This window comes from Nocardioides humi (assembly GCF_006494775.1).
Lineage (GTDB): Bacteria > Actinomycetota > Actinomycetes > Propionibacteriales > Nocardioidaceae > Nocardioides > Nocardioides humi.
The window spans coordinates 5,005,356-5,027,945 of record NZ_CP041146.1; the positions used below are offsets into that span (position 1 = coordinate 5,005,356).

Sequence of the window (22,590 nt, forward strand, 5' to 3'; positions counted from 1 at the left end):
AACCAGCAAGGAGAAGCCCGACGTGGCTGAGATCTACTACGACGACGACGCCGACCTGTCCCTGATCCAGGGCAAGCACGTCGCCGTCATCGGTTACGGCAGCCAGGGCCACGCCCACGCGCTGAACCTGCGCGACTCGGGTGTCGACGTCCGCGTCGGCCTCAAGGAGGGCTCGAAGAGCCGCGCCAAGGCCGAGGAGGAGGGCCTGCGGGTCCTCACCCCGCGCGAGGCGGCGGAGGAGGCCGACGTCATCGTCATCCTCGCCCCCGACCAGGTCCAGCGCCACCTGTACGCCGACGACATCGCCCCGGCGCTCGCCGAGGGCGACACCCTGGTCTTCGGTCACGGCTTCAACATCCGGTTCGGCTACATCAAGCCGCCCGCCGGCGTCGACGTCGTCCTGGTCGCCCCGAAGGCCCCGGGCCACACCGTGCGTCGCGAGTACGTCGCCGGCCGCGGCATCCCGGACATCATCGCCGTCGAGCAGGACGCCTCGGGCAAGGCCTGGGACCTGGCGAAGTCCTACGCCAAGGGCATCGGCGGCACCCGCGCCGGCGTCATCAAGACCACCTTCACCGAGGAGACCGAGACCGACCTGTTCGGCGAGCAGTCGGTGCTGTGCGGTGGTGTCTCGCAGCTGATCCAGTACGGCTACGAGACGCTCACCGAGGCCGGCTACCAGGGCGAGATCGCCTACTTCGAGGTCCTCCACGAGCTGAAGCTCATCGTCGACCTGATGTGGGAGGGCGGCATCGCCAAGCAGCGCTGGTCGGTCTCCGACACCGCCGAGTACGGCGACTACGTCTCCGGCCCGCGCGTCATCGACGCCCGGGTGAAGGAGAACATGCAGGCGGTCCTCGCCGACATCCAGAGCGGTGCGTTCGCCGAGCGGTTCATCGCCGACCAGGACGCCGGCGCGCCGGAGTTCAAGGAGCTGCGGGAGAAGGGTGCCGCGCACCCGATCGAGGCGGTCGGCAAGGTGCTGCGCTCGCACTTCTCGTGGTCGCACACCGACGACGACTACACCGAGGGCTCGGCCGCGCGCTGACCCCCACGGCGTACCCACGAACGCCCTCGGGCCCGTCCGGGCTCCGGGGGCGTTCGCGCGTCAGCGGGACGCGGAGCTCAGCCGAGGCCGGCGAGGACCTCGTCGATCGCCGCCGCGAGCACCGACCCCGACTCCGCCGACAGCACCAGGCTCGGCGCCCCTCCCTCGGCGGGCTCCAGGGCGAGCCAGACGCGGCGCTCGCCGAGGTGGCGGCCGATCCGGACCGTCATCTCCAGCGGGACCAGCCGCGCGGTCATCGGGATCGCCCGGGGCCCGGCGACCACCGGCACCTGGACCACCGCGCTCTGGTGGTAGCGGTCCTCCGGATGGTCGTCCTCGAGGTGCTCGCGCTCGCACCACGCAGGACAGGGCTCCGTGAGCCAGGTGGGTGCCTCTCGGTCCGTCATCGAACGCCCCTCTCTTGCTGGACCGTGACCCTAGGCGGCCCGATCGACACATCGCCGGTCGTCGCCCGCGCTCGTCCACAGCCGTCCGAGCGAAAGCCATCCCAGTATGGTCGCCAAAGCGTGGGCATACGGGAATGATGGCGGCGTGGCGAGAAGAAGACGGGCGGACATCAGCTGGACGGCGTACGCCGTGGAGCTCGGGCGCAACCTGCACAGCGCGCGCACCGCGACGGGGCTCAGCCAGGAGCGGGTCGCGCACCTCGCGGGCATCGCGGGCTTCACCTACCAGAAGTACGAGAAGGGCGAGTCCAAGCCGGGGACGCCGATGAACCCGCAGCTGCAGACTCTGGTCTCGCTCAGCCAGGTGCTGGAGGTGCCGCTCCTCGAGCTGCTGCCGGACTGGGACCCGGACCTGAAGGCCGCCCCCCGCTGAGGCCGCCCCCGCCGCGCCGGCGCTGTCGGCGCCGCGTGGCAGGCTGATCGGCATGGCACTCCCACGGCTGCGCAGCATCGTCCTCGACACCACCGACGTGCCGCGACTCGCGGAGTTCTACCGCCGGCTCCTCGGCTGGTCCTACCCCGAGGGCTACGACATCGACGAGCTCACCGACTGGCGGGTGATCGTCGGCCCGTCGGGGGAACGGATCGCCTTCCAGGAGGTCGCCGAGCTGCCGCCCACCACCTGGCCCTCCCCGGAGGTGCCGCAGCAGCTCCACCTCGACCTCATGGCCGACACGCGCGCCGACCTGGAGGAGAACCACCGCCGCGCGGTCGAGCTCGGCGCCGCCGTACGACTGGACCGGTCCGACGACCCCGAGGAGCCGCTGCGCGTGTACGCCGACCCGGCCGGCCACACGTTCTGCCTGTTCACCCACGACGTGGACTGATCGCCGCGCCGCGCCGCGGTGGGCGGGCCGGTCAGCCGCTCAGCACGAGCAGCACCGCGCCGCCGCCGACCATCGCGACGCCGACCCACTGCAGTCCGGAGAGGCGCTCGCCGAGGAGGGTGACGCCGAACAGGGCCACCAGGACCACGCTGAGCTTGTCGACCGGCGCCACCAGCGAGGTGTCGCCGACCTTGAGGGCCCGGAAGTAGCAGATCCACGAGGCGCCCGTCCCCAGCCCGGACAGGACGAGGAAGACCCAGGTCCGGGTGCTGATCTCGCCCGGCGAGTGGAACTTCCCGAGCGTCAGCAGGATCAGGCCGAGCGTCACCAGGATCACGATGGTGCGGATGAAGGTCGCGACGTCGGAGTCGATGTCCTTCACGCCGACCTTGGCGAAGATCGCCGTCAGCGCCGCGAACACCGCCGACAGCAGCGCCCAGAACCACCAGGTCGACGTCAGGTCCATGTGAGCTGACGCTATCCCAGCGGACCTCAGTGCAGGGCGATGGTGAGGCTGGTGCCCTTGCCGGCGGCGTCCGTGGTGGCGGTCTGGTTGCCGTACGGGCCGGCGGCGACCGGGCCGCCGCTGTCGACCACGAGGCTGTCGACGTGCCCGCCGCCGACGCCGATCAGGAGCTGCCGGACCGTCGAGCCGGGCGGCTCGACGAACTCGGTGCCGGCCGTGGTGCGGTTGGCCCACACGGTGACGACCCAGTCGCCGGGGGTGGCGACGGTCGGGCTGCGGTGGGCCGTGGTCGCCGCCGCCTCCGCGCTGCCGGCCACGGCCGCGACCGGTCCGGACGGGTCGGTGCCGGACCAGGCCAGCACGGTGAGCGTCGCCTTCACGGCCGTCGCGCCGAGGGCCACCGTCACGGTGCGCCCGGCGTCGCCGGTCGCGGCGACGCGCTGCCAGACCACCGTGGTCATCGCGTCGGTGGCGACCGGGGCGCCGACCTGGATCCACCCGGCGGGCGCGGCCGGGACCGTGGTGCTCGAGACGGACGCCACCGCCAGCAGGCCGTCGCCGGGCTGCGTGGTCGCGGGGATCGTGGTGAAGATGCTCGTCGCGTTGGTGACCTTGCCGGTGGCGTCGCGGAACCCGATGGCGCTGGTGCCGCTCTCGATGACCACCTCGGCGCTCGCCGAGGCCGTCGCCCCGCGGTCGTCGGTGACGGTCAGCGTGACGGAATAGGTCCCAGGCCCGGCGTACACGTGCCCCGGTTGCGCTCCCGTGGCCGTGCCTCCGTCCCCGAACGACCAGGCGTACGACGTCACGGTGCCGTCCGGGTCGCTGGAGCCCCGTCCGTCGAAGCTGCACGTCTGGCCCGCGCACGAGGTCTGGATCGAGGCGACCGGGGTCTGGTTCGCCAGCGGCCCGAGGAACATCGTGCCGCTGGACCACTGCGGGTTGACGTCGATGCCGGTGCCGGTCACCCGGGTCCAGGCTCCTCCGGCGACGCCGTTGGCGACGGGCAGGCGCCACAGCTCGTTGGTGGACATGCCGGCCCAGAGCTGCCCGTCGGCGTACACCAGGTTGCGGACGTCGCGCGAGGTGGGGAAGGTCGAGGACGCGACGCTGAACTCCTGGGCGCCGACGATCAGGCTCTCCGGCGAGAACCACCGCCAGAACACCCGCCCCTGCGACTGCCGGGTGTAGTAGAGCCGCCCGTCGGCGTACGCCAGGCCGGTGACGGTCGACAGCTGGGCGTACAGGTTGGGCACCCGGCCGCGATAGGTCTGCGTCCCCCCGCTGGTGGTGACGGTGGTCCAGAGCGGGTCGTTGTAGGGGTCAACGACGACGTCCGGGCCGAAGGCCGTGCCGTCGAAGGTGCGGTAGTGCAGCTTGTTGTCGGTCCAGGCGTAGACCAGCTTCGAGCCGACCATGAACGCGCCGCGGGCGTTGGTCCAGCTGCCCGCTCCGGTCGTGGCGACCGTGGTGGGCGTGGTCGCCGAGGTCCCGGTGAACTGGCGGGTGGTGACCGTCGTCCCCGAGAGCCGGTACAGGCTGCGCGGCAGCACGGGGGAGGGCTGGACGACCGGCGCGGTGCCGCCCTCGACGGGGAAGAAGGCGAGCCGCGCCCGGCGGTACTCGCGGTTGCCGATGTACTCGGTGTCGCTGCCGACGTACAGGCCGTTGTCGGTCGCCAGGAGCTCCTCGGCGCCGACGCCGCGGGGGTGCCGTCCGGGGTTCCAGGACAGCGGGATGCCGCTGAGCGGGTCGAGCGCGGCGAGGCCCGGGCGCGGCACCTGCCCGGCCTGCTCGTCGGCGCCGCTCTGGATCGCGTTCATCCACTTCTGGTGCCCGCCGACGTACACCGCGTTGTCGGCGACGGCGACCGAGAGCAGCGAGTCCTGTCCCGTCGCCGCGACCCAGGTGGGCTCGACGGCCTGGCCGGTGACCGCGACGTCCCAGCGGGCGGCGGAGTCGCACAGCGTCCCGTTGTAGCCCGCGCCGCTCGTGGCGACGACGAAGTAGGAGCCGTCGGGGGAGAAGTCGACGTCGCGGACATAGGAGTCGAAGGCGTTCTTCTGGCAGGCCGGGGTGTAGCGCAGCGTCCGCCAGGCCGGGTCGACGGTCGCGGCGTCGGCGCCGAGCCGGATCATCATCACCTGGTCGCGGTCGAAGGCGTCGGCGTACCGGAAGTTGCCGATCGCGACCAGCCGCGACCCGTCGGGGCTGGCGGACAGCTTCGCGACCCCGACGGGGGCCTTGGCGGTGCCGGACGGCCAGTTGTGGTTGGTCGCGACGTTGATCGCGAGGTAGTCGTCGACGGCGCCGGTCGTCGCGTTGAGCGACGCGAGGCCGCCGCGCGGCAGCGTGTTCACGGTCGTGAAGCTGCCGGCCATCAGGATCCGGTTGCCGACCAGCGCGATGTCGAGGACGCCCCCGTTGGGGCTGGGGTTCTTGAACCCTGGCACCAGGGCGCCGGTGCTGGTGTCGATCTTGATCAGGTTGCGGACCTTCGTGGTGCCGGCCAGCTTGAACGTGCCGCTGACGAACAGCGCCGTGCCGTCGGGCGTGGGCGCGATCGCGGTCACGCTGCCGTCGAGGGCGGGGGCGAAGGCGGTGTCGACGAGGCCGGTGCCGCGGTCGTACCGCAGCAGGTACGGCGTCGGGATCTCCCCGCCGGTCCCGGAGTTCTTGGTCACGGTGAAGGTGCCCCCGACGAAGACCTTCGAGCCCACCTCGGCGATCGCGTAGGTCCGGCCGTCGATGATGTTCGGCGTGGTCGCCGGGACGGCGGACGGGATCAGCCGCTGGTGGGCGGGATGCGCGGCGGCCGGCGGACCGCCCGGTGTGACCGCGAGCAGCGCGGCCACCACCGCGATCAGCAGAACGATGATGCGGCTGTGACGGTTTCGACGCACGGTGCCCCCCGTTGACTCGGCCGAGACGACACGACGCTCGCACGTCACGGCCGTTCGCGACTCACCCATATGAGGCATCTGCCGACCCGGCGCTTCCCGACCTCGGGGAGGGTCGGGAAGCGCCGGGTCGGCGTCGTACGCGGGTCGGGTTGCGCCGGGTCGGTGCTACTTGACCTCGGAGCGGAGCATCAGGCGTAGGCCGATGAGGCCGGGGACGACCAGCCAGATCAGCGAGGAGACGCCGAGCTGGGCCCACATCTGGCCGGTCATGCTCTCGTCGTACAGCGGGAAGGTCGCGGCGTTGACGTCGAACCACGGGGCGTTGTCCGCCCACCAGGTCTGCACCTCCGCGAGCGCGCCGGAGATGCCCGGCAGCACGAGCGCGAACACGAAGTAGCCGACGATCGCCCCGGCGGAGGAGCGGATCACCAGGCCGAGCACGAAGCCGATCAGCATGCCGATCTCGCTGGCCAGCACGATCTGGCCGAGGGACGTGAGCGTGACGTCCCACTTCGTGTCGACGCCGACGGCGTTGCTGACCACCAGGTTGCCCACCGCGCCGACCGCGATGGCGACGGCCATGCCGACGACGCCGATCACCAGCACGTTGATCAGCTTCGCGGCGATGGTGCGGCCGCGACTGGGCACCAGCGTGAAGGTCGTCAGGGCGGTGCGCTGGCTCCACTCGCTGGTCACCGAGAGCACGCCGATCATCGGCAGGATCACCGACATCGGGATCCCGACGGCGGACGCGAAGTCCTCCAGGGTCAGCGTGTCGCGGTCGCCGAAGATGATCGTGGCGCCGGTCGCGATCACGGAGAGGATCACGATGCTGGCCATCAGCCAGAAGCCGGAGCGGGTGTCGAACATCTTGCGCAGCTCGACGCGCAGCACCCGCCGGAACGGGGTCGGCGCGGGCGCCGGGCGGCGCGCGGTCGTGGTATCGGGGAGGGCTGCTGCCTCCACGGCGGTGGCGGTCATGCCGCTGCTCCTTGCTGGGTGTCGGTGGTCGTGACGGTGTCGCGCTGGCTCTCGGCGGTGAGCGCCAGGAACATCTCCTCCAGGCCCGCGCCGTCGGCGGCCCGGAGCTCGGTGACGGCGATGCCGGCCGCGAAGGCGGCGCGGCCGACGCGGGTCAGGTCGGCCTCGGCGAGCACGGCGCCGCCGGAGGTCGGGCGGGCGGTGATCCCGGCGGCCTGCAGGGCGGCGGCCAGCGCCGCGCCGTCGGCGGCCCGGACCAGGGTGCCGGCGCCGGCGAGCAGCTCCTCCTTGGTGCCCTGCGCGACGATCCGGCCGTTGCCGATCACCACGAGGTCGTCGGCGATCACCTCGATCTCGTGCAGCAGGTGGGACGACAGCAGCACGGTGCCGCCCTGGTCCGCGAAGCCGCGGAGCAGGTCGCGCATCCAGCGGATGCCGGCCGGGTCGAGACCGTTGGCGGGCTCGTCGAGGATGAGGACCTCGGGGTCGCCGAGCAGCGCCGTACCGATGCCCAGGCGCTGGCGCATGCCGAGGGAGTAGTTGCGGACCCGGCGGCTGGCCTCGTCCGGCGTCAGGCTGACCCGCTCCAGCATCTCGTCGACGCGGGTGCGGGGCAGGCCCATGGTCAGGGCGGCGATGGTGAGGATCTCCCGGCCGGTGCGCCCGGCGTGCTGGGCGGAGGCGTCCAGCAGGACGCCGACCTCGCGGCCGGGGTCGGGCAGGTCGGCGAAGCGGCGCCCGAGGACCCGGACCTCGCCGTGGCCGGGTGCGGTCAGGCCGACCATCACCCGCATGGTGGTGGACTTGCCGGCACCGTTGGGGCCGAGGAACCCGGTGACCCGGCCCGGCTGCGCGGTGAACGACACGTCGTCGACGGCGGTGAAGCTGCCGTAGGACTTGGTGAGGGACTCGACTGTGATCATGACCGGAAGCCTCGCGGCCGGCGGGCGTGCGGCGCTTCGGGCAGATCCCTTGACCCGCCCCTGAGGTCGCCCCGGTGGCCCCTAGGGGAAGCAATCAGGGGTACGACGCGTTGGGGCGTCGTGCGTATCGAGATCTGGGCCGACGTCGTCTGTCCGTGGTGCTACATCGGCAAGCGCCGGCTGGAGAAGGCCCTGGCCTCCTTCGACCACCGCGACGAGGTCGAGGTGGTGTACCGCTCCTACGAGCTCGACCCGTTCGCACCCGAGGTCGGCACCGAGACCACCGTCCAGGTGCTCGGCCGCAAGCTCGGCGCCGACGAGGCCGGCACCCGCGCGATGATGGCCCAGGCCGACGAGGTCGCCGCCACCGAGGGACTCCACTTCGCGCACGCCGACGCCCTGCACGCCCGCACCCTCACGGCCCACCGCCTGCTCCACCTGGCTCGGTCGGAGGGACGGCAGCAGGCGCTGCTCGAGGAGATCCTGGCGGCGTACTTCACCCGCGGCGAGTCGCTCGGCGACCACGACGTGCTGCGCCGCGCGGCCGCGGCGGCCGGGCTCGATGCCGGGCGCGTGGAGGAGGTGCTGGGCAGCGACGAGTTCCGCGACGAGGTGATGGCCGACGTCGCGCAGGCGCGCGCGTACGGCTCCAGCGGTGTCCCGTTCTTCGTCCTCGACGGCCGGTTCGGCATCTCCGGCGCCCAGCCGACCGAGCTCTTCGAGCAGGCGCTCGCGCAGGCCTGGGACAGCCAGGCCTGACCGTGCTCTGACTCCCGGCTGGCCGGCCCCGGACTGCCCCGCCCGGCCGGACTTGTCGGGCAATTCATGCGCTTGTCAGGGGTTGCAACGCCTGACAAGCGCATGAATCCCCGGACATCCGGGATTCATGCAGCCCCTCACGGCAGCAGCAGGACCACCGTCTCCGCCACGCAGGCCGGCTTCTCCTCGTCCTCGATCTCGACCGTGTGCTGCACGGTGAGCTGCTTGCCGCTCGGGATGTCGACCACCTCGCCGAGCCGGACGTGCAGCCGGATCCGCTTGCCGACCAGCAGGGGCGCGGGGAAGCGGACCTTGTTGACGCCGTAGTTCAGCTTCGCGCCGGGCGTGCGGAGCGTGAACACCTGGCTGCCGAGCCACGGCACCAGCGAGAGCGTGAGATAGCCGTGGGCGATGGTGCCGCCGAACGGGCCCTCCTTGGCGCGCTCGAGGTCGACGTGGATCCACTGGTGGTCGCCGGTCGCGTCGGCGAACTGGTTGACCCGGCGCTGGTCGATGGTGACCCAGTCGCTCGCTCCGAGGTCGGTTCCCGCTGCCTCGGTCAGCTCCTCGAACGTCGTGAAAACCCGCATGGTTGGCTCCTTCGCGCGCTCGTCGAATCCCTGCGGCCGAGCCTAGCGGCTGCGATGTGACCCACGTCATGCCGAGACAAGTGAGGCCAGCCTAAGCAAACAGGCGTACATTGCCCTTTTGTGCTCGCGAACTTCCTGATCGGCCTGCGCGAAGGCCTCGAGGCCGCGCTGGTGGTCAGCATCCTGGTGGCCTACCTCGTGAAGTCGGAGCGTCGCGAGCTGCTCCCGCGGATCTGGGCGGGTGTCGCGCTGGCGGTCGCGGCCTCGCTGGCGTTCGGCGCCGCGCTGACGTTCGGGCCGCGCGGGCTGACGTTCGAGGCGCAGGAGGCGATCGGGGGACCCTGTCGATCGTCGCGGTGGCGTTCGTGACCTGGATGATCTTCTGGATGTCGGCCGCCGCCCGCGGCCTCGGCGCCGAGCTCCGCGGCCAGATCGACCGGGCCGCCGAGGGTGGACGCTGGTCGCTCGCCGTCGTGGCGATGCTCGCCGTGGGGCGCGAGGGCCTGGAGACGGCGCTGTTCCTGTGGGCGGCCACGCAGGCCGGCACCCGCGACGCCGTCGGCTCGGTGACCCCGACCTGGGAGCCGCTGGTCGGCGCGCTGCTCGGCATCCTCGTCGCGGTCGCCCTCGGCTACCTGATCTACCGCGGCGCGATCCGCCTCAACCTCACCGTGTTCTTCACCTGGACCGGCGCCTTCCTCATCCTCGTCGCCGGGGGCGTGCTCGCCTACGGCATCCACGACCTGCAGGAGGCCGGCATCCTGCCCGGCCTGCACAGCCTGGCCTTCGACGTCTCCGACGTCATCCCGCCCTCGTCCTGGTACGGCACCCTGCTCAAGGGCGTCTTCAACTTCTCGCCCGCCACGACCAGGCTCGAGGCCCTCGCCTGGGTCCTGTACGTCGTGCCGGTGGGCGTCCTGTTCCTCTTCCGCACTCGCATCTTCCGACCCAACCTCCAGACTCAGGAGCACTGAACCATGCGCAAGACCCTGCTCGCCTCGGTGGCCGCCCTGGCCGTCGTCCCCGCCCTCGCGGCCTGCACCGAGAACGCCTCCGACGGCGACGGCGGCGACGCGAAGGGCAACGCCCGGGCGCTGACGGTCACGTCGAGCGCCGACGCCTGCGAGCTCTCCTCGGGCGAGGCGCCGGCCGGGACGCTGACCTTCAACGTCACCAACACCGGCTCGGACGTCACCGAGTTCTACCTGCTCGGCAGCGACGGGCTGCGGATCGTCGGCGAGGTCGAGAACATCGGCCCCAACCTGACCAAGAAGCTCACCGTCAACGCTCCGGAGGGCGACTACTTCACCGCCTGCAAGCCGGGCATGGTGGGCGAGGGCATCCGCGCCGCCTTCACCGTCACCCACTCCGACGAGGAGCAGGAGGTGAGCGCCTCGGACCAGGAGCTCATCGACCAGGCGCAGAACAACTACCGGGCCTACGTCCAGGACCAGTCCGCCCAGCTGCTGGCGAAGACGACGGAGTTCGTCCAGCTCTACAAGGACGGCAAGGACGACGACGCGCGGGCGCTCTACCCGGTCGCGCGCGAGCACTGGGAGCGGATCGAGACGGTCGCGGAGTCCTTCGGCGACCTCGACCCCAAGACCGACGCCCGCGAGGCCGACGTCGACTTCGCCGCCGGCGAGGAGTGGACCGGCTGGCACCGGATCGAGAAGGACCTGTGGCCGGCCGAGGCGAAGGGCTACACGGCGCTGACGCCCGAGGAGCGCGCGACGTACGCCGACGACCTGCTCGCCAACACCCAGGAGCTCGACAAGCGGGTGCAGGCCACCGGCGCCGACGCGCTGGAGTACCCGATCGACGCGATCGCCAACGGCTCGATCGGCCTGCTCGAGGAGGTCGCCAACGGCAAGATCACCGGCGAGGAGGAGGCCTGGTCGCACACCGACCTGTGGGACTTCCAGGCCAACGTCGACGGCGCCCGGGTCGCCTACGAGGGCGTCCAGGGCCTGCTGGAGACCAAGGACGCCGCGCTGGCCGAGGAGCTGACCACGAAGTTCGCGGCGCTGCAGGCGCTGCTGGACGAGTACCGTGACGGTGAGGGCTTCGTCCTCTACACCGAGCTCACCAAGGACGACACCAAGAAGATGACCGACGCGGTCAACGCCCTCTCCGAGCCGCTCTCCAAGCTCACGGCGGCGGTGACCTCCTGACCCCGAAGCCACGCGTCAGCAGGCGCGGTCTCCTCGGCGGTGGCGCGGCCGCCGCCGGGGTGGCCGGCGCCTTCGCCGCCGGGCGGCTCGCCGCACCCGATGCCGAGCCGGTGTCGGGTGCGGTGGCGTCGTACCCGTTCCGGGGCGAGCGGCAGGCCGGCATCGTCACGCCGGCGCAGGACCGCCTGCACTTCGTGGCCCTCGACGTCACGACCGACGACCGCGACCGGCTCGTGGCGCTGCTGGAGGCCTGGACCGAGGCGGCCGAGCGGATGACCCGGGGCACCTCCGCGGGCCCGGTCGGCGCCGTCGACGGGCCCGGCAACGCGCCGCCGGACGACACCGGCGAGGCGCTCGACCTGCCGCCGAGCGGGCTCACCGTCACCTTCGGTTTCGGACCGAGCCTGTTCGCCGACGCCGACGGCAACGACCGCTTCGGCATCGCCGAGCGCCGTCCCGCCGCCCTCGAGCGGCTGCCCCGCTTCTCCGCCGACGTCCTCGACCCCGCCCGCAGCGACGGCGACATCTGCATCCAGGCCTGCGCCGACGACCCGCAGGTCGCCGTCCACGCGATCCGCAACCTGGTCCGGATCGGGTTCGGTACGACGGCCGTGCGGTGGTCCCAGCTCGGCTTCGGCCGCACGTCCACGACCTCGCGGAGCCAGTCGACGCCGCGCAACCTGTTCGGGTTCAAGGACGGCACCGCCAACATCAAGGCCGAGGAGGCCGCCGCCCTCGACCAGCACGTGTGGGTCGGCGCGGACGACGACCCGAACGCCGCCTGGCTCGCGGGCGGCTCCTATCTCGTCACCCGCCGGATCAACATGACGATCGAGGTCTGGGACCGGCAGTCGCTGGACGCCCAGGAGCAGTTCGTCGGCCGCACCAAGGGGACCGGCGCCCCGCTCTCGGGCGGCGAGGAGTTCAGCGTCCCCGACTTCGACATCCGGGGCAGCGCCGGCCCGCTCATCCCGGTCGACGCCCACGTCCGGGTGGTCCACCCCCGCGCGCACGACAACGTGCGGATGCTGCGCCGCGGCTACAACTTCGTCGACGGCAGCAACGACGTCGGCGGCCTCGACGCCGGGCTGTTCTTCATCGCCTACGTCCGCGACCCGCGCACCCACTTCATCCCGCTCCAGCGGGCGATGTCGAAGACCGACGCGCTCATGGAGTATCTCCGGTTCACCGGGCAGGCGCTCTTCGCCGTCCCTCCCGGCGTCGGCGAGGGGGAGTACGTCGGCCAGGCGCTGTTCGCCTGACCACTCCTCGTTCACACGTTAGAAACGAACCGCGAGTACGAGTAGGCTGGCGCTCACGCACAGCGCCGTGCCGTCTCCACCCGCACGATCCCGCAAGGACCCCGCTGTGACTGACCGCCCCGTCGTTCTGATCGCCGAAGAGCTGAGCCCCGCCACCGTCGAGGCGCTCGGACCGGACTTCGAGATCCGCCACTGCAACGGCGCCGACCGCGCCGAGCTGCTGCCCGCCATCGTCGACGTCGACGCGATCCTGGTCCGCTCGGCCACCAAGGTCGACGCCGAGGCGCTGGCGTCCGCCAAGCGGCTCAAGGTCGTCGCGCGGGCCGGCGTCGGCCTCGACAACGTCGACGTCAAGGCCGCCACCCAGTCCGGCGTCATGGTCGTCAACGCGCCGACGTCCAATATCGTCTCGGCCGCCGAGCTGGCCGTGGCGCTCATGCTCGCCGCCGCCCGCCACGTCTCGCCGGCCCACGCCGCGCTTCGGGGCGGGGAGTGGAAACGGTCGAAGTACACCGGCATCGAGCTGTTCGAGAAGACCGTCGGCATCGTCGGCCTCGGCCGGATCGGCGTCCTCGTCGCCCAGCGCCTCGCGGCGTTCGGCATGAACGTGATCGCCTACGACCCGTACGTCCCGGCCGGCCGCGCCGCCCAGGTCGGCGTACGCCTGGTCGACCTCGACACCCTCATGGCCGAGTCCGACTTCATGTCCGTCCACCTGCCCAAGACGCCCGAGACCGTCGGCCTGATCGACGCCGAGGCCCTCGCGAAGGCCAAGCCGTCCCTCGTCCTGGTCAACGCCGCCCGCGGCGGCATCGTCGACGAGGACGCGCTCTACGACGCCCTCAAGACCGGGGTGATCGCGGCCGCCGGGCTCGACGTGTTCGCCAAGGAGCCGTGCACCGACAGCCCGCTCTTCGAGCTCGAGAACGTCGTCGCCACCCCGCACCTCGGCGCCTCCACCGACGAGGCCCAGGAGAAGGCCGGCATCGCCGTCGCGAAGTCGGTCCGCCTCGCCCTGTCCGGCGAGCTGGTCCCCGACGCGGTCAACGTCCAGGGCGGCGTCATCGCCGAGGACGTCCGCCCGGGCATCCCGCTGACCGAGAAGCTCGGCCAGGTCTTCACCGCCGTCGCCGGCGAGGTCGCCCAGCAGCTCGACGTCGAGGTCCGCGGCGAGATCGCCGACCACGACGTCAAGGTGCTCGAGCTCGCGGCCCTCAAGGGCGTGTTCAGCAGCGTCGTCGAGGACCAGGTCTCCTACGTCAACGCCCCGCTGCTCGCGGCCGAGCGGGGCATCGCCGTACGCCTCGTCATGGACGGCGAGAGCGGCGACCACCGCAACCTGATCACCCTGCGCGGCACCCTCGCCGACGGCACCCAGGTCTCGGTCAGCGGGACCCTGGTCGGGATCGCGCAGCGGGAGCGGCTGGTCGAGGTCAACGGGTTCATCGTCGACATCGAGCCGACCGAGCACCTCGCGTTCTTCACCTACGTCGACCGCCCCGGCATGGTCGGCACCGTCGGCCAGATCCTCGGCGAGGCCCAGGTCAACATCGCCGGCATGCAGGTCTCCCGCGAGACCAAGGGCGGCGAGGCGCTGGTCGCCCTCTCCGTCGACTCCGCCATCCCCGCCGACACGCTCACCCAGATCGAGACGGCCATCGAGGCGACCTCCATCCGGGCCGTCGACCTGGTCTGACGCGGCTGCAGGAATCACCGCCTCGGCGGTGATTCCTGCGCTTCCCGCCCGTTGCAACGGTCAACAAGCGCCAGAACCGGCCACGAAGTACGCCGCTCAGCGCACCCGGAACCTGACGACCGGGCTCGGGGCCGAGGTGCCGGCGGCGTTGGTCGCGCTCACGCTGACCTTGTACCTGCCCGGCTTGAGCCGCTTGAGGACCACCCGCAGTCGGCCGGCGTCGACCTGGCGCACCACGGTGCGCTTGCGGTGACCGGCCTTGACCTGGAGCGTCAGCGTGTAGCCGGTGATCGCCGCGCCGCCGTCGGCGGGGGCGGCCCACGAGACGACGGCCTTGCGCTTCTTGACCTTCACGCTCGGCGCCGTGACCTGGCGAGGAGCCGTGGCCGGCGGGGTGTCGTCGGTGCCGTTGGAGGTGAAGACATAGGCGACGGTGAACGAGGCGGGCGAGCGCCAGTCGGCGAGGATCCGGTACGTCGTGCCCTTGGTCACCTCGACGGTGCGGAGGTGCCCGCCGCCCGGGGGTAGGTGATGGTGCCGAGTCCGTCCCTGTCGAGGAGCTCCGGGTAGGCCACATCGGCCCAGACCAGCACGTTCTGACCGTTGGGCGGGAACGTGAGCCTCAGGGTCCCGCTCGACGGTGCGGTCCACCGGTACCAGGCCGAGCGCCATCCGACCGTGGCGCCGTAGAGGGGGAACTCCCACGGCTCGGTGGTCATCTGGGCCGCCTCGACGTCGACGGCTCCGGTGGATCCGGTCAGGGTCGTCGGAGTGGCGAAGGAGTCGTTGGCGGGTCGGAGCGAGGCCGCGAAGGAGGTCGAGATGCTCGTGCCGCCCTGGATCGATCCCCCGGAGGGACGCCCGATCTGGAGCAGGTAGTCGCGACCGGCGGTGACGTACTGGTTGATCAGGCCGTCGTCGCCGGTGAGACCGTCGTGGTAGCTGTCGCAGACCATCACCTGCGGATCTCCGGCGGTCACCTCGAACAGGCGCATCCGCGTGCCGTGGACCCAGTGGTTGGTGATGCTCAGCCGCCCGGTGGAGTTGGCGTGGTACCTGAACCAGACGGTCTGCTGCATGCCGTACTCGCACCCGGGCGGGTCCAGCTCGTCGGTCTCGGTGTCGGCCTCGAGGAGTGAGACGGCCGCGTGGTCCAGCGACGTGGACAGGTACGTCGCGTCGGCGCGGTCGTTGTTCATGGGCGGCAGGGCCCTCATCGTCATGATGTAGGCACCGGACGCGGTCGACCAGCCGGCGAGCCGGATGTAGTAGGTCTGGCCGGCGATCAGTTCCTTCGCGACCTTCGACTTGGTGTCGCCCGTGACCTTGTCGTCGTTGCAGGCGATGGTGCTGCCGGCACTGGTCTCGATCGAGAGCACCGTGTCGAAGCCGGCACTGGTGACGTCGAAGACGTAGATCGCGGTCCGCGAGGGCGTGAACCTGAACCAGACCGAGTGTGCCGAGGACGGCACGGTCGGCTGGGGGCCGTCGCAGCCGGACAGCGCGCCGGTCTCCCCGGCCTCGTTGGTCGCGTCGGCGGTACTGTCGCCGTACGTGTGGCCGTACTCCCACAGCAGGGCGTTGGCGCGGTTGTCGTTGCCGAGGCCGACCACGGCCCGCGCCGGCGCTGCCGGCGTCAGCAGCAGGCCGACGATCAGGAGCAGGGCCAGGCCGCCCGGCAGCCGGCGGTCGGACGTGACGATTCCCAGGAGCACTCGCACGTCACGAATGGTGATCCTCCCCGTCGTCGCAGACGATAGGGATTCGTCGCAATCAGGCGACCAGGACCGGATCCGGCCCACCCTCGGGGGTCGGCCGCCGCGACCCGCCGGCAGCCGTGACGACCGCCCAGGCGTCCGCGATCCGGCGTACCGCCTCGACCAGTTCGGCCGCCGCGATCGCGTAGGGCAGCCGCACGTAGCGGTCGAGTCCGCCCTCGGGAGCGAAGGACGGGCCGGGGGCGAGGAGTACGCCGTGCCGCTCCGCCTCGGTGGACAGTGCAGTGGCGCCGGCGACGGGGAGATGGCACCACAGCGCCATCCCCCCGGCAGGCATCCGGAACTCCCAGTCGGGCAGGTGCTCGGCCAGCGCGGCGGTCATCGCGTCGCGCTGCTCGCGCAGCCGCGCCCGCTGTCCGCATACGACGGCGTCGAGGTCGCCGCGCAGCAGGCGGGTCAGCACCAGCTGCTCCAGCACGGGAACCCCGAGGTCGAGGCCCACCCGGGCGCGGATGAGCCGGTCGACCAGGGCGTGCGGCGCGCGGATCCAGCCGAGCCGCAGGCCGCCCCAGATGCTCTTGCTGGCGCTGCCGACACACACCGCGTCCTTCGCGTACGCCGCGAACGGTGTCCCGGCCTCGGCGCCGTCGTCGAGGGCCAGCAGGTGGTGCGCCTCGTCGACCACGGGGACGGCGTCGTGCCGGGCGAGCAGCCGGGCGTACCGCTCCCGATCGGCGTCCGACATCACCAGGCCGGTCGGGTTGTGGAAGTCCGGCATCACGTGGACCAGCCGCGGCCGGTGCCGCGCGAGGGTGGTGGCGACGGCGTCGAGGTCCCAGCCGGACGGGTCGAGCGCGATCGTGGTGAGCCGGCCGCCGCCGGCGCGCAGGGCCTGCACGGCGTTGGGGTACGTCGGCGACTCCATCAGCACCCGCTCCCGCGGACCGGCCAGGGCACTGCCGACCACCGCGGTGGCCGCGAGGGCGCCGGGGGTGACGATAATCTGCTCGGGCGAGGTCGGCAGCCCGCGGGCGTCGTACGTCGCGGCGATGGCGGCCTGCAGGTCCGGCATGCCGGCGGGGAAGTAGCCGTGCCCGCCGAGGTGGGTGGGCAGGTCGGCGACCGCCTCGGCGTAGACGGCGGCGATGCCCGGGGGAGCGGTGGCGGCCGCGCAGACCAGGTCGATCACCCCGTTGCCGACGTCGCTGGGCCACAGCGCCCGGTCGAGTGCGCGCGTCCGGCCGCCGGGCAGCCGGGTGAACGTCCCGGCACCCTGGCGCGCCTCGGCGTAGGACGAGTCCCGCAGCACGGCGTACGCCCGGGTCACCGTCGTCCGCGAGACCCCGAGCGCCTCGGTGAGGTCGCGCTCGCTCGGCAGCCGGGTGCCGTACCCGATCCGGCCGTCGCCGATCAGCTCGCGCAGCGCGTCGGCGAGGCCGGCGTACGCGGGGGCGCGGTCGAAGCCCTCCACGAGGGAGGCGAGGCGCGTCGCCGCGAGCGAAGTGGCCTGCTCCATAGTGGCCAGTAGACCACGATTGGCTATTTCACAACAGTCCAATCGCGGTCACGCTGGGATCATGTCGATCGCCGCGCCCACTCCACGCGTCGCCGCCCAGCTCGCCGACCTCGGCCCCGTCGCGCAGCTGCGCGCCGGCCGCCTGCCCCGCCGCCTGGTCCAGCTGTACGTCGGCCTGTGGCTCTACGGCGTCAGCCTGGCCCTGATGGTGCTCGGCGCGATCGGCCTGGCGCCGTGGGACGTGCTGCACTCCGGCTTCATCCGCCACGTCCCGATCACCCTCGGCCAGGCGGTCGTGCTGTTCAGCTTCGTGGTGCTCGTGCTCTGGATCCCGCTGCGCGAGAAGCCCGGCCTCGGCACCATCTCCAACGCGATCGTGGTCGGCCTCTCCGCCGACGCGACCCTGGCGATGTTCGACGCCCCGGACGGCCTGCTCGCCCGGATCGCGCTGATGGCCGGCGGCATCCTCCTCTGCGGGCTCGCCACCGCGCTCTACATCGGCGCCCAGCTCGGCCGCGGCCCGCGCGACGGGCTGATGACCGGCCTGGCGCGTCGTACCGGGCTCTCCCTCCGGCTGGTGCGGACCGGCATCGAGGTCGCCGTCGTCGTGATCGGCCTGCTCCTCGGCGGCACCCTGGGCCTCGGGACGGTCGCCTACGCGCTGGGCATCGGGCCGATCGCCCAGTGGATGATGCCGTGGTTCCTGGTGGACCTGGAGGGCTGATCCGGTTGTAGGCCTGCCATGCTCCGGTCATGCGGATCGAGGTCATGGCGAGGTCGCCGTACGGCGGGGGTGGCTGGCTCGGCGACGTCGGCGACTTCCTCACCGAAGGGCTCCCGCCCGTCGGTGAGGCGGTCGAGCGGATCGAGGCAGACCTGCTTCTCACCGGGCATCCGCAGGCGCCCGACAGGCCCGAGGGCAGCGCCGGTTGGGGGAGCGGGCACGAGGAGGAGCGGCAGAGAGGTCCGGCGCTGACCTTCCGCCGCAAGGCGAACCGGGTCGACGTACGGATCGTGAGCGAGCTGTCCGACTACGACGCTCTCGGCCCGGACGAGACCCCGGAAGTGTTCGCAACGGCCGCGCGGGAGGTGGTCACGGCGATCGCCGGGCTCGATCGCCGGGTCAAGCGCGGGGACGATCTCGACCTGCCTCGCCTGCTCGCCCACCTGAACGCGAGGCTGGAGCAGCTGCCCGGAACCCCGGAGGAGCTGACCGCGACGATGACCGAGCTGCGCGATCGGGCGCAGGCGCGGTGGGCCGCGATGGCGCCCTGGGAAGTGGTGGACGTCGACTGGTCGCTCTACGCGCCCGAGGCGCGGGCCCTGCTCGACGACCCGTTCTACTGGGACCCGGCCGACGACGAGGCGCCGCACGGCAATGACACGGGCGCGGACCTGTTGGCGACCTACCTCGATCAGCGCCCCATCGACATCCTCGACTTCGTGGAGCGCGAGGCGGTGGAGTCGGGATTCGCCTCGCTGGCGGAGCTCGCCGAGGAGGACGAGTACGAGCACGGTTTCCTCGTGGTCGCCGCGGCCTTCGCCGAGCTCAAGGTGACCGGTGGCCTCACGCCGGGGATCCGGGACCTGGCGCTGCGCGCCGTGGAGCGTCGCGACCCGGACCTGTCTGCCGCGTCCACCCAGCTGCTGCGGTCCGCGCTGCGGTGATTCCGCCGTGATTCCGCCGTGATTCCGCCGGGGATTCCCCTAGCCGGACCCTGATTTGCGCGCCTGACCCTGCATGGGAGGAGGGTTCGCTGGATAGGCTCGGGGCCATGACCACCGACGGTTCCCAGGCTGCTGCACCCGAGCCCAGCCCGCTCGCACCCCCCGAGCCCGCCATCACGCTGACGGCGCCGGAGGCTCCGGCCCCGGTCGTGGAGACCCAGGCGCCGAAGATGGCGCCCCAGGTCGAGGCGACGATGGTGCCCGAGCTCGACGCGAAGGTCGACAGCTTCCTGACCTCGCTGACCTCGACCAAGGCCGGCAGCCCGGAGTTCGCGGCGCAGGCCGAGAACGTCCGCACCATGGGCGACGCCGACATCCGCAAGGCGGCCGAGACGTCCAACCGGATGCTCGACAAGCCGGTGAACGCGCTCAAGTCCGGCGGCATCGCGCAGGGCTCCAATGTCGGCAAGACGCTGCTCGAGCTGCGTCGTACCGTCGAGGACCTCGACCCCGGTCAGGCGACCGGGGTGAAGAAGTGGTGGGACAAGCTGCCCTTCAACGACAAGATCGAGGACTACTTCCGCAAGTACCAGTCCTCGCAGAGCCAGCTCAACGGCATCCTGCACGCGCTGCGCAGCGGCCAGGACGAGCTGACCCGCGACAACGTGGCGCTCAACCTGGAGAAGACCAACCTCTGGGGCGTCATGGGCCGGCTCAACCAGTACATCTACGTCGCGGAGAAGCTCGACGCGAAGCTGTCGGCCAAGATCGCCGAGCTCGAGCTGAGCGACCCCGACACGGCCAAGACGCTCAGCCAGGACGTGCTGTTCTACGTCCGGCAGAAGCACCAGGACCTGCTCACCCAGCTGGCGGTGTCGATCCAGGCCTACCTAGCGATCGACATCATCATCAAGAACAACATCGAGCTCATCAAGGGCGTCGACCGGGCGACCACGACCACGATCTCCGCGCTGCGGACGGCGGTCATCGTGGCGCAGGCGCTGAACAACCAGAAGCTCGTCCTCGACCAGATCACCGCGCTCAACACGACGACCTCGGCGATGATCCAGCGGACCTCGGAGATGCTCAAGGAGAACTCCGCCGCCATCCAGGAGCAGGCCGCGTCGTCGACGATCGGGATGGAGCAGCTGCAGGCGGCGTTCGCCAACATCTACGCCACGATGGACTCCATCGACGAGTTCAAGCTCAAGGCGCTCGACAACATGTCCACCACGATCGGCGTGCTGGAGACCGAGGTGGCCAAGTCGAAGGAGTACCTCGAGCGGGTCCGGCAGCACGACGAGCGCAACGCCGCCGGCACGCTCGACATCGGCTGATCCGAGGTCGGGGTGGGGTTGAGGTCATGGTGGCGCAGCCGAGGTGGCGCCGCGCAGGAGCAGGCGTACGTCGTGCCGCCTGCGCCGACGGAGCAGGACATCCGGGCGGCGCTGAACCAGGTGTACGGCATGCTCACCGACAGCAACGCCCCGCCGGTGGTCGTCTCGCGGGTGCAGCGGATCGCGCGCACCATCAACCAGACGCTGCCGCGGCTGAGCCAGCTCGGGCTGGGCAGCGAGGAGAGCTACTCGGTCGTGGCCACCGCCACCGACTACCTCCCTGAGGCGCTGCAGTCCTACCTGCGGCTGCCCCGCGACTGGGCCGACACCCGGCCCATCGACGGCCCGAAGACCGCGCTGATGGTCCTCATCGAGGCGCTCGAGCTGCTCGGCGTGACCATGGACCAGATCCTCGACGCGGCCAACCGGGCCGACGCCCAGGCGCTGATCGCGCACAGCCGCTTCCTCGACGCCAAGTTCGGCCACTCCTCCTCGGGTGGCCCCGATCTCACCCTAGGTGCTCCATGACGACCCTCCCCGACGCCCTCGACGCGCTCGTCGCCGCGGCCCGCGCCGCCGGCCTCGACGAGGCCGCCGCCCGTGCCGAGGGCGAGGCGGTCGCCGCCACCGTGTCCGAGCGCTCCCGCGGCGCCTTCGTCGACTGGTGCACCCAGACCGGGCGCGAGCGCTCCGCCGAGGAGCACATGCTCGCCGCCAAGCGCGGCAACCGGTTCCGTGCGGGCCCCACGCCGCTGATGTCCCAGCTGCTGCTGGAGAAGTCCGCCCAGGCGGCCGACTACGCCGGTGCCCTCGCTGACGTCGCGATCGCCGGATCCCGGCTGGGGGAGCCCGGCCCGGACGCCGTCGGCGCCGCCACCACCGTCACCACCGCCCAGCTCGGCGGCGGCAGCGCCGGGCTGACCCCGCCGGCCAGCGCCCCGGGGGCCTTCGACCTGCCCGAGCGGCAGCCGGTCCCGGGTCTCGGCGACCAGATGCTCGATCAGGTCCGCCGCGTGGGGGACCAGGTACGCCGCCAGCTCGGCGCGCTCAACAGCGCCGCGCCGACCCTGCCCACCGACCCCGACCCGACGACCGCCGAGCCGACGAGCACCGACGTGCCGCGGCCCGCCGACGGCGTACAGACCCAGGCCGCGGAGCCGGAGACCCCGCCGGCCGAGGAGCCGAAGCCCGAGGAGCCGACCAAGACAGTGGAGGAGCTGCTCGCCGAGCTCGATGCGCTGATCGGCCTGGCCAACGTCAAGGGCGAGATCCACCGCCAGGCGGCGGTGCTGCGGGTCGAGGGCCTGCGCAAGGAGGCCGGCCTCGACACCCCGACGATCACCCGACACCTCGTCTTCAACGGCAATCCCGGCACCGGCAAGACCACGGTCGCCCGCCTGGTGGCCGGCATCTACCGCGCGCTCGGGCTGCTCTCGAAGGGCCAGCTGGTCGAGGTCGACCGCTCCGAGCTGGTGGCGGGCTACCTCGGCCAGACCGCCGCCAAGACGGCCGAGGTCGTCGCGTCCGCCGAGGGCGGCGTGCTGTTCATCGACGAGGCGTACTCCCTCTCCGGCGACCAGTACGGCAAGGAGTCCATCGACACCCTCGTCAAGGAGATGGAGGACAAGCGCGACGACCTCGTCGTCATCGTCGCCGGGTACCCGCTCCCGATGGCGATCTTCATCTCCGAGAACCCCGGCCTGGAGAGCAGGTTCCGCACCACCGTCGACTTCGCCGACTACACCGACGACGAGCTCGTCGCGATCTTCGCCTCGATGGTCGAGGGCGCCGACTACGACGCCGGCGACGCCGTCGAGGAGCGGCTGCGCGAGATCCTCGCCGAGACCGAGCGCGGCCCGTCGTTCGGCAACGCCCGGTTCGTGCGCAACCTGATGGAGGCCGCGATCGGCCGCCACGCCTGGCGGCTGCGCGACGTCCCCGCGCCCACGCTGGAGCAGCTGCGCGGCCTCGAGCCCGACGACCTCGTCGTCGACCCCAACGACCAGCAGCGCGCGGCCGCCGAGGCCGCCGACGGCGAGGTCGTGCCGCCCGAGCACGTCGAGCCGGCCGAGCCGGTCGACCCCTTCACCGACACTCCCGAGGAGGAGTCGTGAGCCAGACCGCCCCCAGGCCGCCCCGCCACCGCCGGCCGCCGCACCCGCCGCCCGGCACCGGCCGTCCCGGCGCCCGCCGCCGCGGCACAGCCCGCGACGTCGTACGTCGACACGCCTGGGCTGCTCAACCGCTGGCAGCTC

General features: G+C 71.9%; 23 protein-coding genes. 14 read left to right on the top strand and 9 right to left on the bottom strand.

Translation table 11 applies throughout. The features are described 5' to 3' along the window. The first annotated feature begins 22 nt into the window (after positions 1-22). Complete coding sequence (gene ilvC / locus FIV44_RS24170; RefSeq protein WP_141006675.1) at positions 23-1,048, top strand: ketol-acid reductoisomerase; 1,026 nt, start codon at positions 23-25, stop codon at positions 1,046-1,048. A 77-nt stretch (positions 1,049-1,125) separates the two neighbouring features. Here the strand turns inward: ilvC and FIV44_RS24175 are convergent, their stop codons facing one another. Then, a complete protein-coding gene (locus FIV44_RS24175) occupies positions 1,126-1,455 on the bottom strand; it encodes a DUF6907 domain-containing protein (RefSeq protein ID WP_141006676.1) in 330 nt (109 codons plus the stop codon). 145 nt (positions 1,456-1,600) lie between these two features. On the opposite strand from FIV44_RS24175, the gene FIV44_RS24180 reads away from it, so the two are divergent. After that, on the top strand, positions 1,601-1,888 hold the full coding sequence (locus FIV44_RS24180) for a helix-turn-helix domain-containing protein (RefSeq protein ID WP_246086591.1): 288 nt from the start codon (positions 1,601-1,603) through the stop codon (positions 1,886-1,888). Between the two features lie 52 nt (positions 1,889-1,940). Then, on the top strand, positions 1,941-2,342 hold the full coding sequence (locus FIV44_RS24185) for a VOC family protein (protein ID WP_141006678.1): 402 nt from the start codon (positions 1,941-1,943) through the stop codon (positions 2,340-2,342). Positions 2,343-2,373: 31 nt separating this feature from the next. Here the strand turns inward: FIV44_RS24185 and FIV44_RS24190 are convergent, their stop codons facing one another. From FIV44_RS24190 to FIV44_RS24205, 4 genes are all read right to left on the bottom strand, one after another. Continuing rightward, positions 2,374-2,808 (bottom strand): EamA family transporter, encoded by a 435-nt coding sequence (locus FIV44_RS24190; RefSeq protein ID WP_141006679.1) that lies wholly within the window; start codon positions 2,806-2,808, stop codon positions 2,374-2,376. Between the two features lie 26 nt (positions 2,809-2,834). Beyond that, on the bottom strand, positions 2,835-5,711 hold the full coding sequence (locus FIV44_RS33365) for a PKD domain-containing protein (protein WP_141006680.1): 2,877 nt from the start codon (positions 5,709-5,711) through the stop codon (positions 2,835-2,837). Between the two features lie 165 nt (positions 5,712-5,876). Then, positions 5,877-6,692 carry an ABC-2 transporter permease gene (locus tag FIV44_RS24200; RefSeq protein ID WP_141006681.1) on the bottom strand — a complete coding sequence of 272 codons (816 nt, stop codon included), beginning with the start codon at positions 6,690-6,692 and terminating at the stop codon, positions 5,877-5,879. After that, positions 6,689-7,615, bottom strand: coding sequence for an ABC transporter ATP-binding protein (locus tag FIV44_RS24205; RefSeq protein ID WP_141006682.1), 927 nt, complete (start codon positions 7,613-7,615; stop codon positions 6,689-6,691). Before FIV44_RS24205 ends, FIV44_RS24200 begins: the two co-directional genes overlap by 4 nt. 120 nt (positions 7,616-7,735) lie before the next feature. Between FIV44_RS24205 and FIV44_RS24210 the strand changes: the two genes are divergently transcribed. Beyond that, entirely contained in the window at positions 7,736-8,374 is a 639-nt protein-coding gene (locus FIV44_RS24210; RefSeq protein WP_141006683.1) for a DsbA family oxidoreductase, read from the top strand. 137 nt (positions 8,375-8,511) lie between these two features. On the opposite strand, the gene FIV44_RS24215 is transcribed toward FIV44_RS24210, so the two are convergent. Further along, positions 8,512-8,964: a MaoC family dehydratase gene (locus FIV44_RS24215; protein ID WP_141006684.1), complete on the bottom strand. Its 453-nt coding sequence runs from the start codon at positions 8,962-8,964 to the stop codon at positions 8,512-8,514. A 120-nt stretch (positions 8,965-9,084) separates the two neighbouring features. On the opposite strand from FIV44_RS24215, the gene FIV44_RS33370 reads away from it, so the two are divergent. The 5 genes from FIV44_RS33370 (at position 9,085) to serA (ending at position 14,096) form a co-directional block, all read left to right on the top strand. Next, positions 9,085-9,333: an FTR1 family protein gene (locus FIV44_RS33370; protein WP_281285762.1), complete on the top strand. Its 249-nt coding sequence runs from the start codon at positions 9,085-9,087 to the stop codon at positions 9,331-9,333. Between the two features lie 5 nt (positions 9,334-9,338). Next, on the top strand, positions 9,339-9,938 hold the full coding sequence (locus FIV44_RS24220) for an FTR1 family iron permease (protein ID WP_281285885.1): 600 nt from the start codon (positions 9,339-9,341) through the stop codon (positions 9,936-9,938). Between the two features lie 3 nt (positions 9,939-9,941). Next, on the top strand, positions 9,942-11,138 hold the full coding sequence (gene efeO, locus FIV44_RS24225) for an iron uptake system protein EfeO (RefSeq protein ID WP_141006685.1): 1,197 nt from the start codon (positions 9,942-9,944) through the stop codon (positions 11,136-11,138). Further along, on the top strand, positions 11,135-12,400 hold the full coding sequence (gene efeB, locus FIV44_RS24230) for an iron uptake transporter deferrochelatase/peroxidase subunit (protein ID WP_141006686.1): 1,266 nt from the start codon (positions 11,135-11,137) through the stop codon (positions 12,398-12,400). The genes efeO and efeB overlap by 4 nt, the downstream gene beginning before the upstream one ends. A gap of 106 nt (positions 12,401-12,506) precedes the next feature. Next, positions 12,507-14,096 (top strand): phosphoglycerate dehydrogenase, encoded by a 1,590-nt coding sequence (gene serA, locus FIV44_RS24235; protein ID WP_141006687.1) that lies wholly within the window; start codon positions 12,507-12,509, stop codon positions 14,094-14,096. A 96-nt stretch (positions 14,097-14,192) separates the two neighbouring features. Here serA and FIV44_RS24240 read toward each other — a convergent pair whose 3' ends face one another. Genes FIV44_RS24240 through yczR form a run of 3 tightly spaced genes read right to left on the bottom strand, consistent with a single transcriptional unit; the run spans position 14,193 to position 17,330 of the window. Beyond that, positions 14,193-14,588 (bottom strand): fibronectin type III domain-containing protein, encoded by a 396-nt coding sequence (locus FIV44_RS24240; RefSeq protein ID WP_181410801.1) that lies wholly within the window; start codon positions 14,586-14,588, stop codon positions 14,193-14,195. Then, positions 14,585-15,817, bottom strand: a complete 1,233-nt coding sequence (locus FIV44_RS30825) for a hypothetical protein (protein ID WP_181410802.1) — start codon at positions 15,815-15,817, stop codon at positions 14,585-14,587. Before FIV44_RS30825 ends, FIV44_RS24240 begins: the two co-directional genes overlap by 4 nt. A 52-nt stretch (positions 15,818-15,869) precedes the next feature. Continuing rightward, positions 15,870-17,330, bottom strand: coding sequence for a MocR-like transcription factor YczR (gene yczR, locus FIV44_RS24245; protein WP_141006689.1), 1,461 nt, complete (start codon positions 17,328-17,330; stop codon positions 15,870-15,872). A gap of 61 nt (positions 17,331-17,391) precedes the next feature. On the opposite strand from yczR, the gene yczE reads away from it, so the two are divergent. The 5 genes from yczE to FIV44_RS24270 all read left to right on the top strand — a co-directional run bounded on the left by yczE (position 17,392) and on the right by FIV44_RS24270 (position 22,449). After that, positions 17,392-18,054, top strand: coding sequence for a membrane protein YczE (gene yczE / locus FIV44_RS24250; protein WP_141006690.1), 663 nt, complete (start codon positions 17,392-17,394; stop codon positions 18,052-18,054). A gap of 29 nt (positions 18,055-18,083) precedes the next feature. Continuing rightward, positions 18,084-18,998 carry a hypothetical protein gene (locus FIV44_RS24255; RefSeq protein WP_141006691.1) on the top strand — a complete coding sequence of 305 codons (915 nt, stop codon included), beginning with the start codon at positions 18,084-18,086 and terminating at the stop codon, positions 18,996-18,998. Positions 18,999-19,105: 107 nt separating this feature from the next. Beyond that, positions 19,106-20,335 carry a toxic anion resistance protein gene (locus tag FIV44_RS24260; RefSeq protein ID WP_141006692.1) on the top strand — a complete coding sequence of 410 codons (1,230 nt, stop codon included), beginning with the start codon at positions 19,106-19,108 and terminating at the stop codon, positions 20,333-20,335. Positions 20,336-20,347: 12 nt separating this feature from the next. Continuing rightward, positions 20,348-20,863, top strand: a complete 516-nt coding sequence (locus FIV44_RS24265) for a hypothetical protein (RefSeq protein WP_141006693.1) — start codon at positions 20,348-20,350, stop codon at positions 20,861-20,863. Then, positions 20,860-22,449: an AAA family ATPase gene (locus FIV44_RS24270; protein WP_141006694.1), complete on the top strand. Its 1,590-nt coding sequence runs from the start codon at positions 20,860-20,862 to the stop codon at positions 22,447-22,449. Before FIV44_RS24265 ends, FIV44_RS24270 begins: the two co-directional genes overlap by 4 nt. Positions 22,450-22,590: the final 141 nt, after the last annotated feature.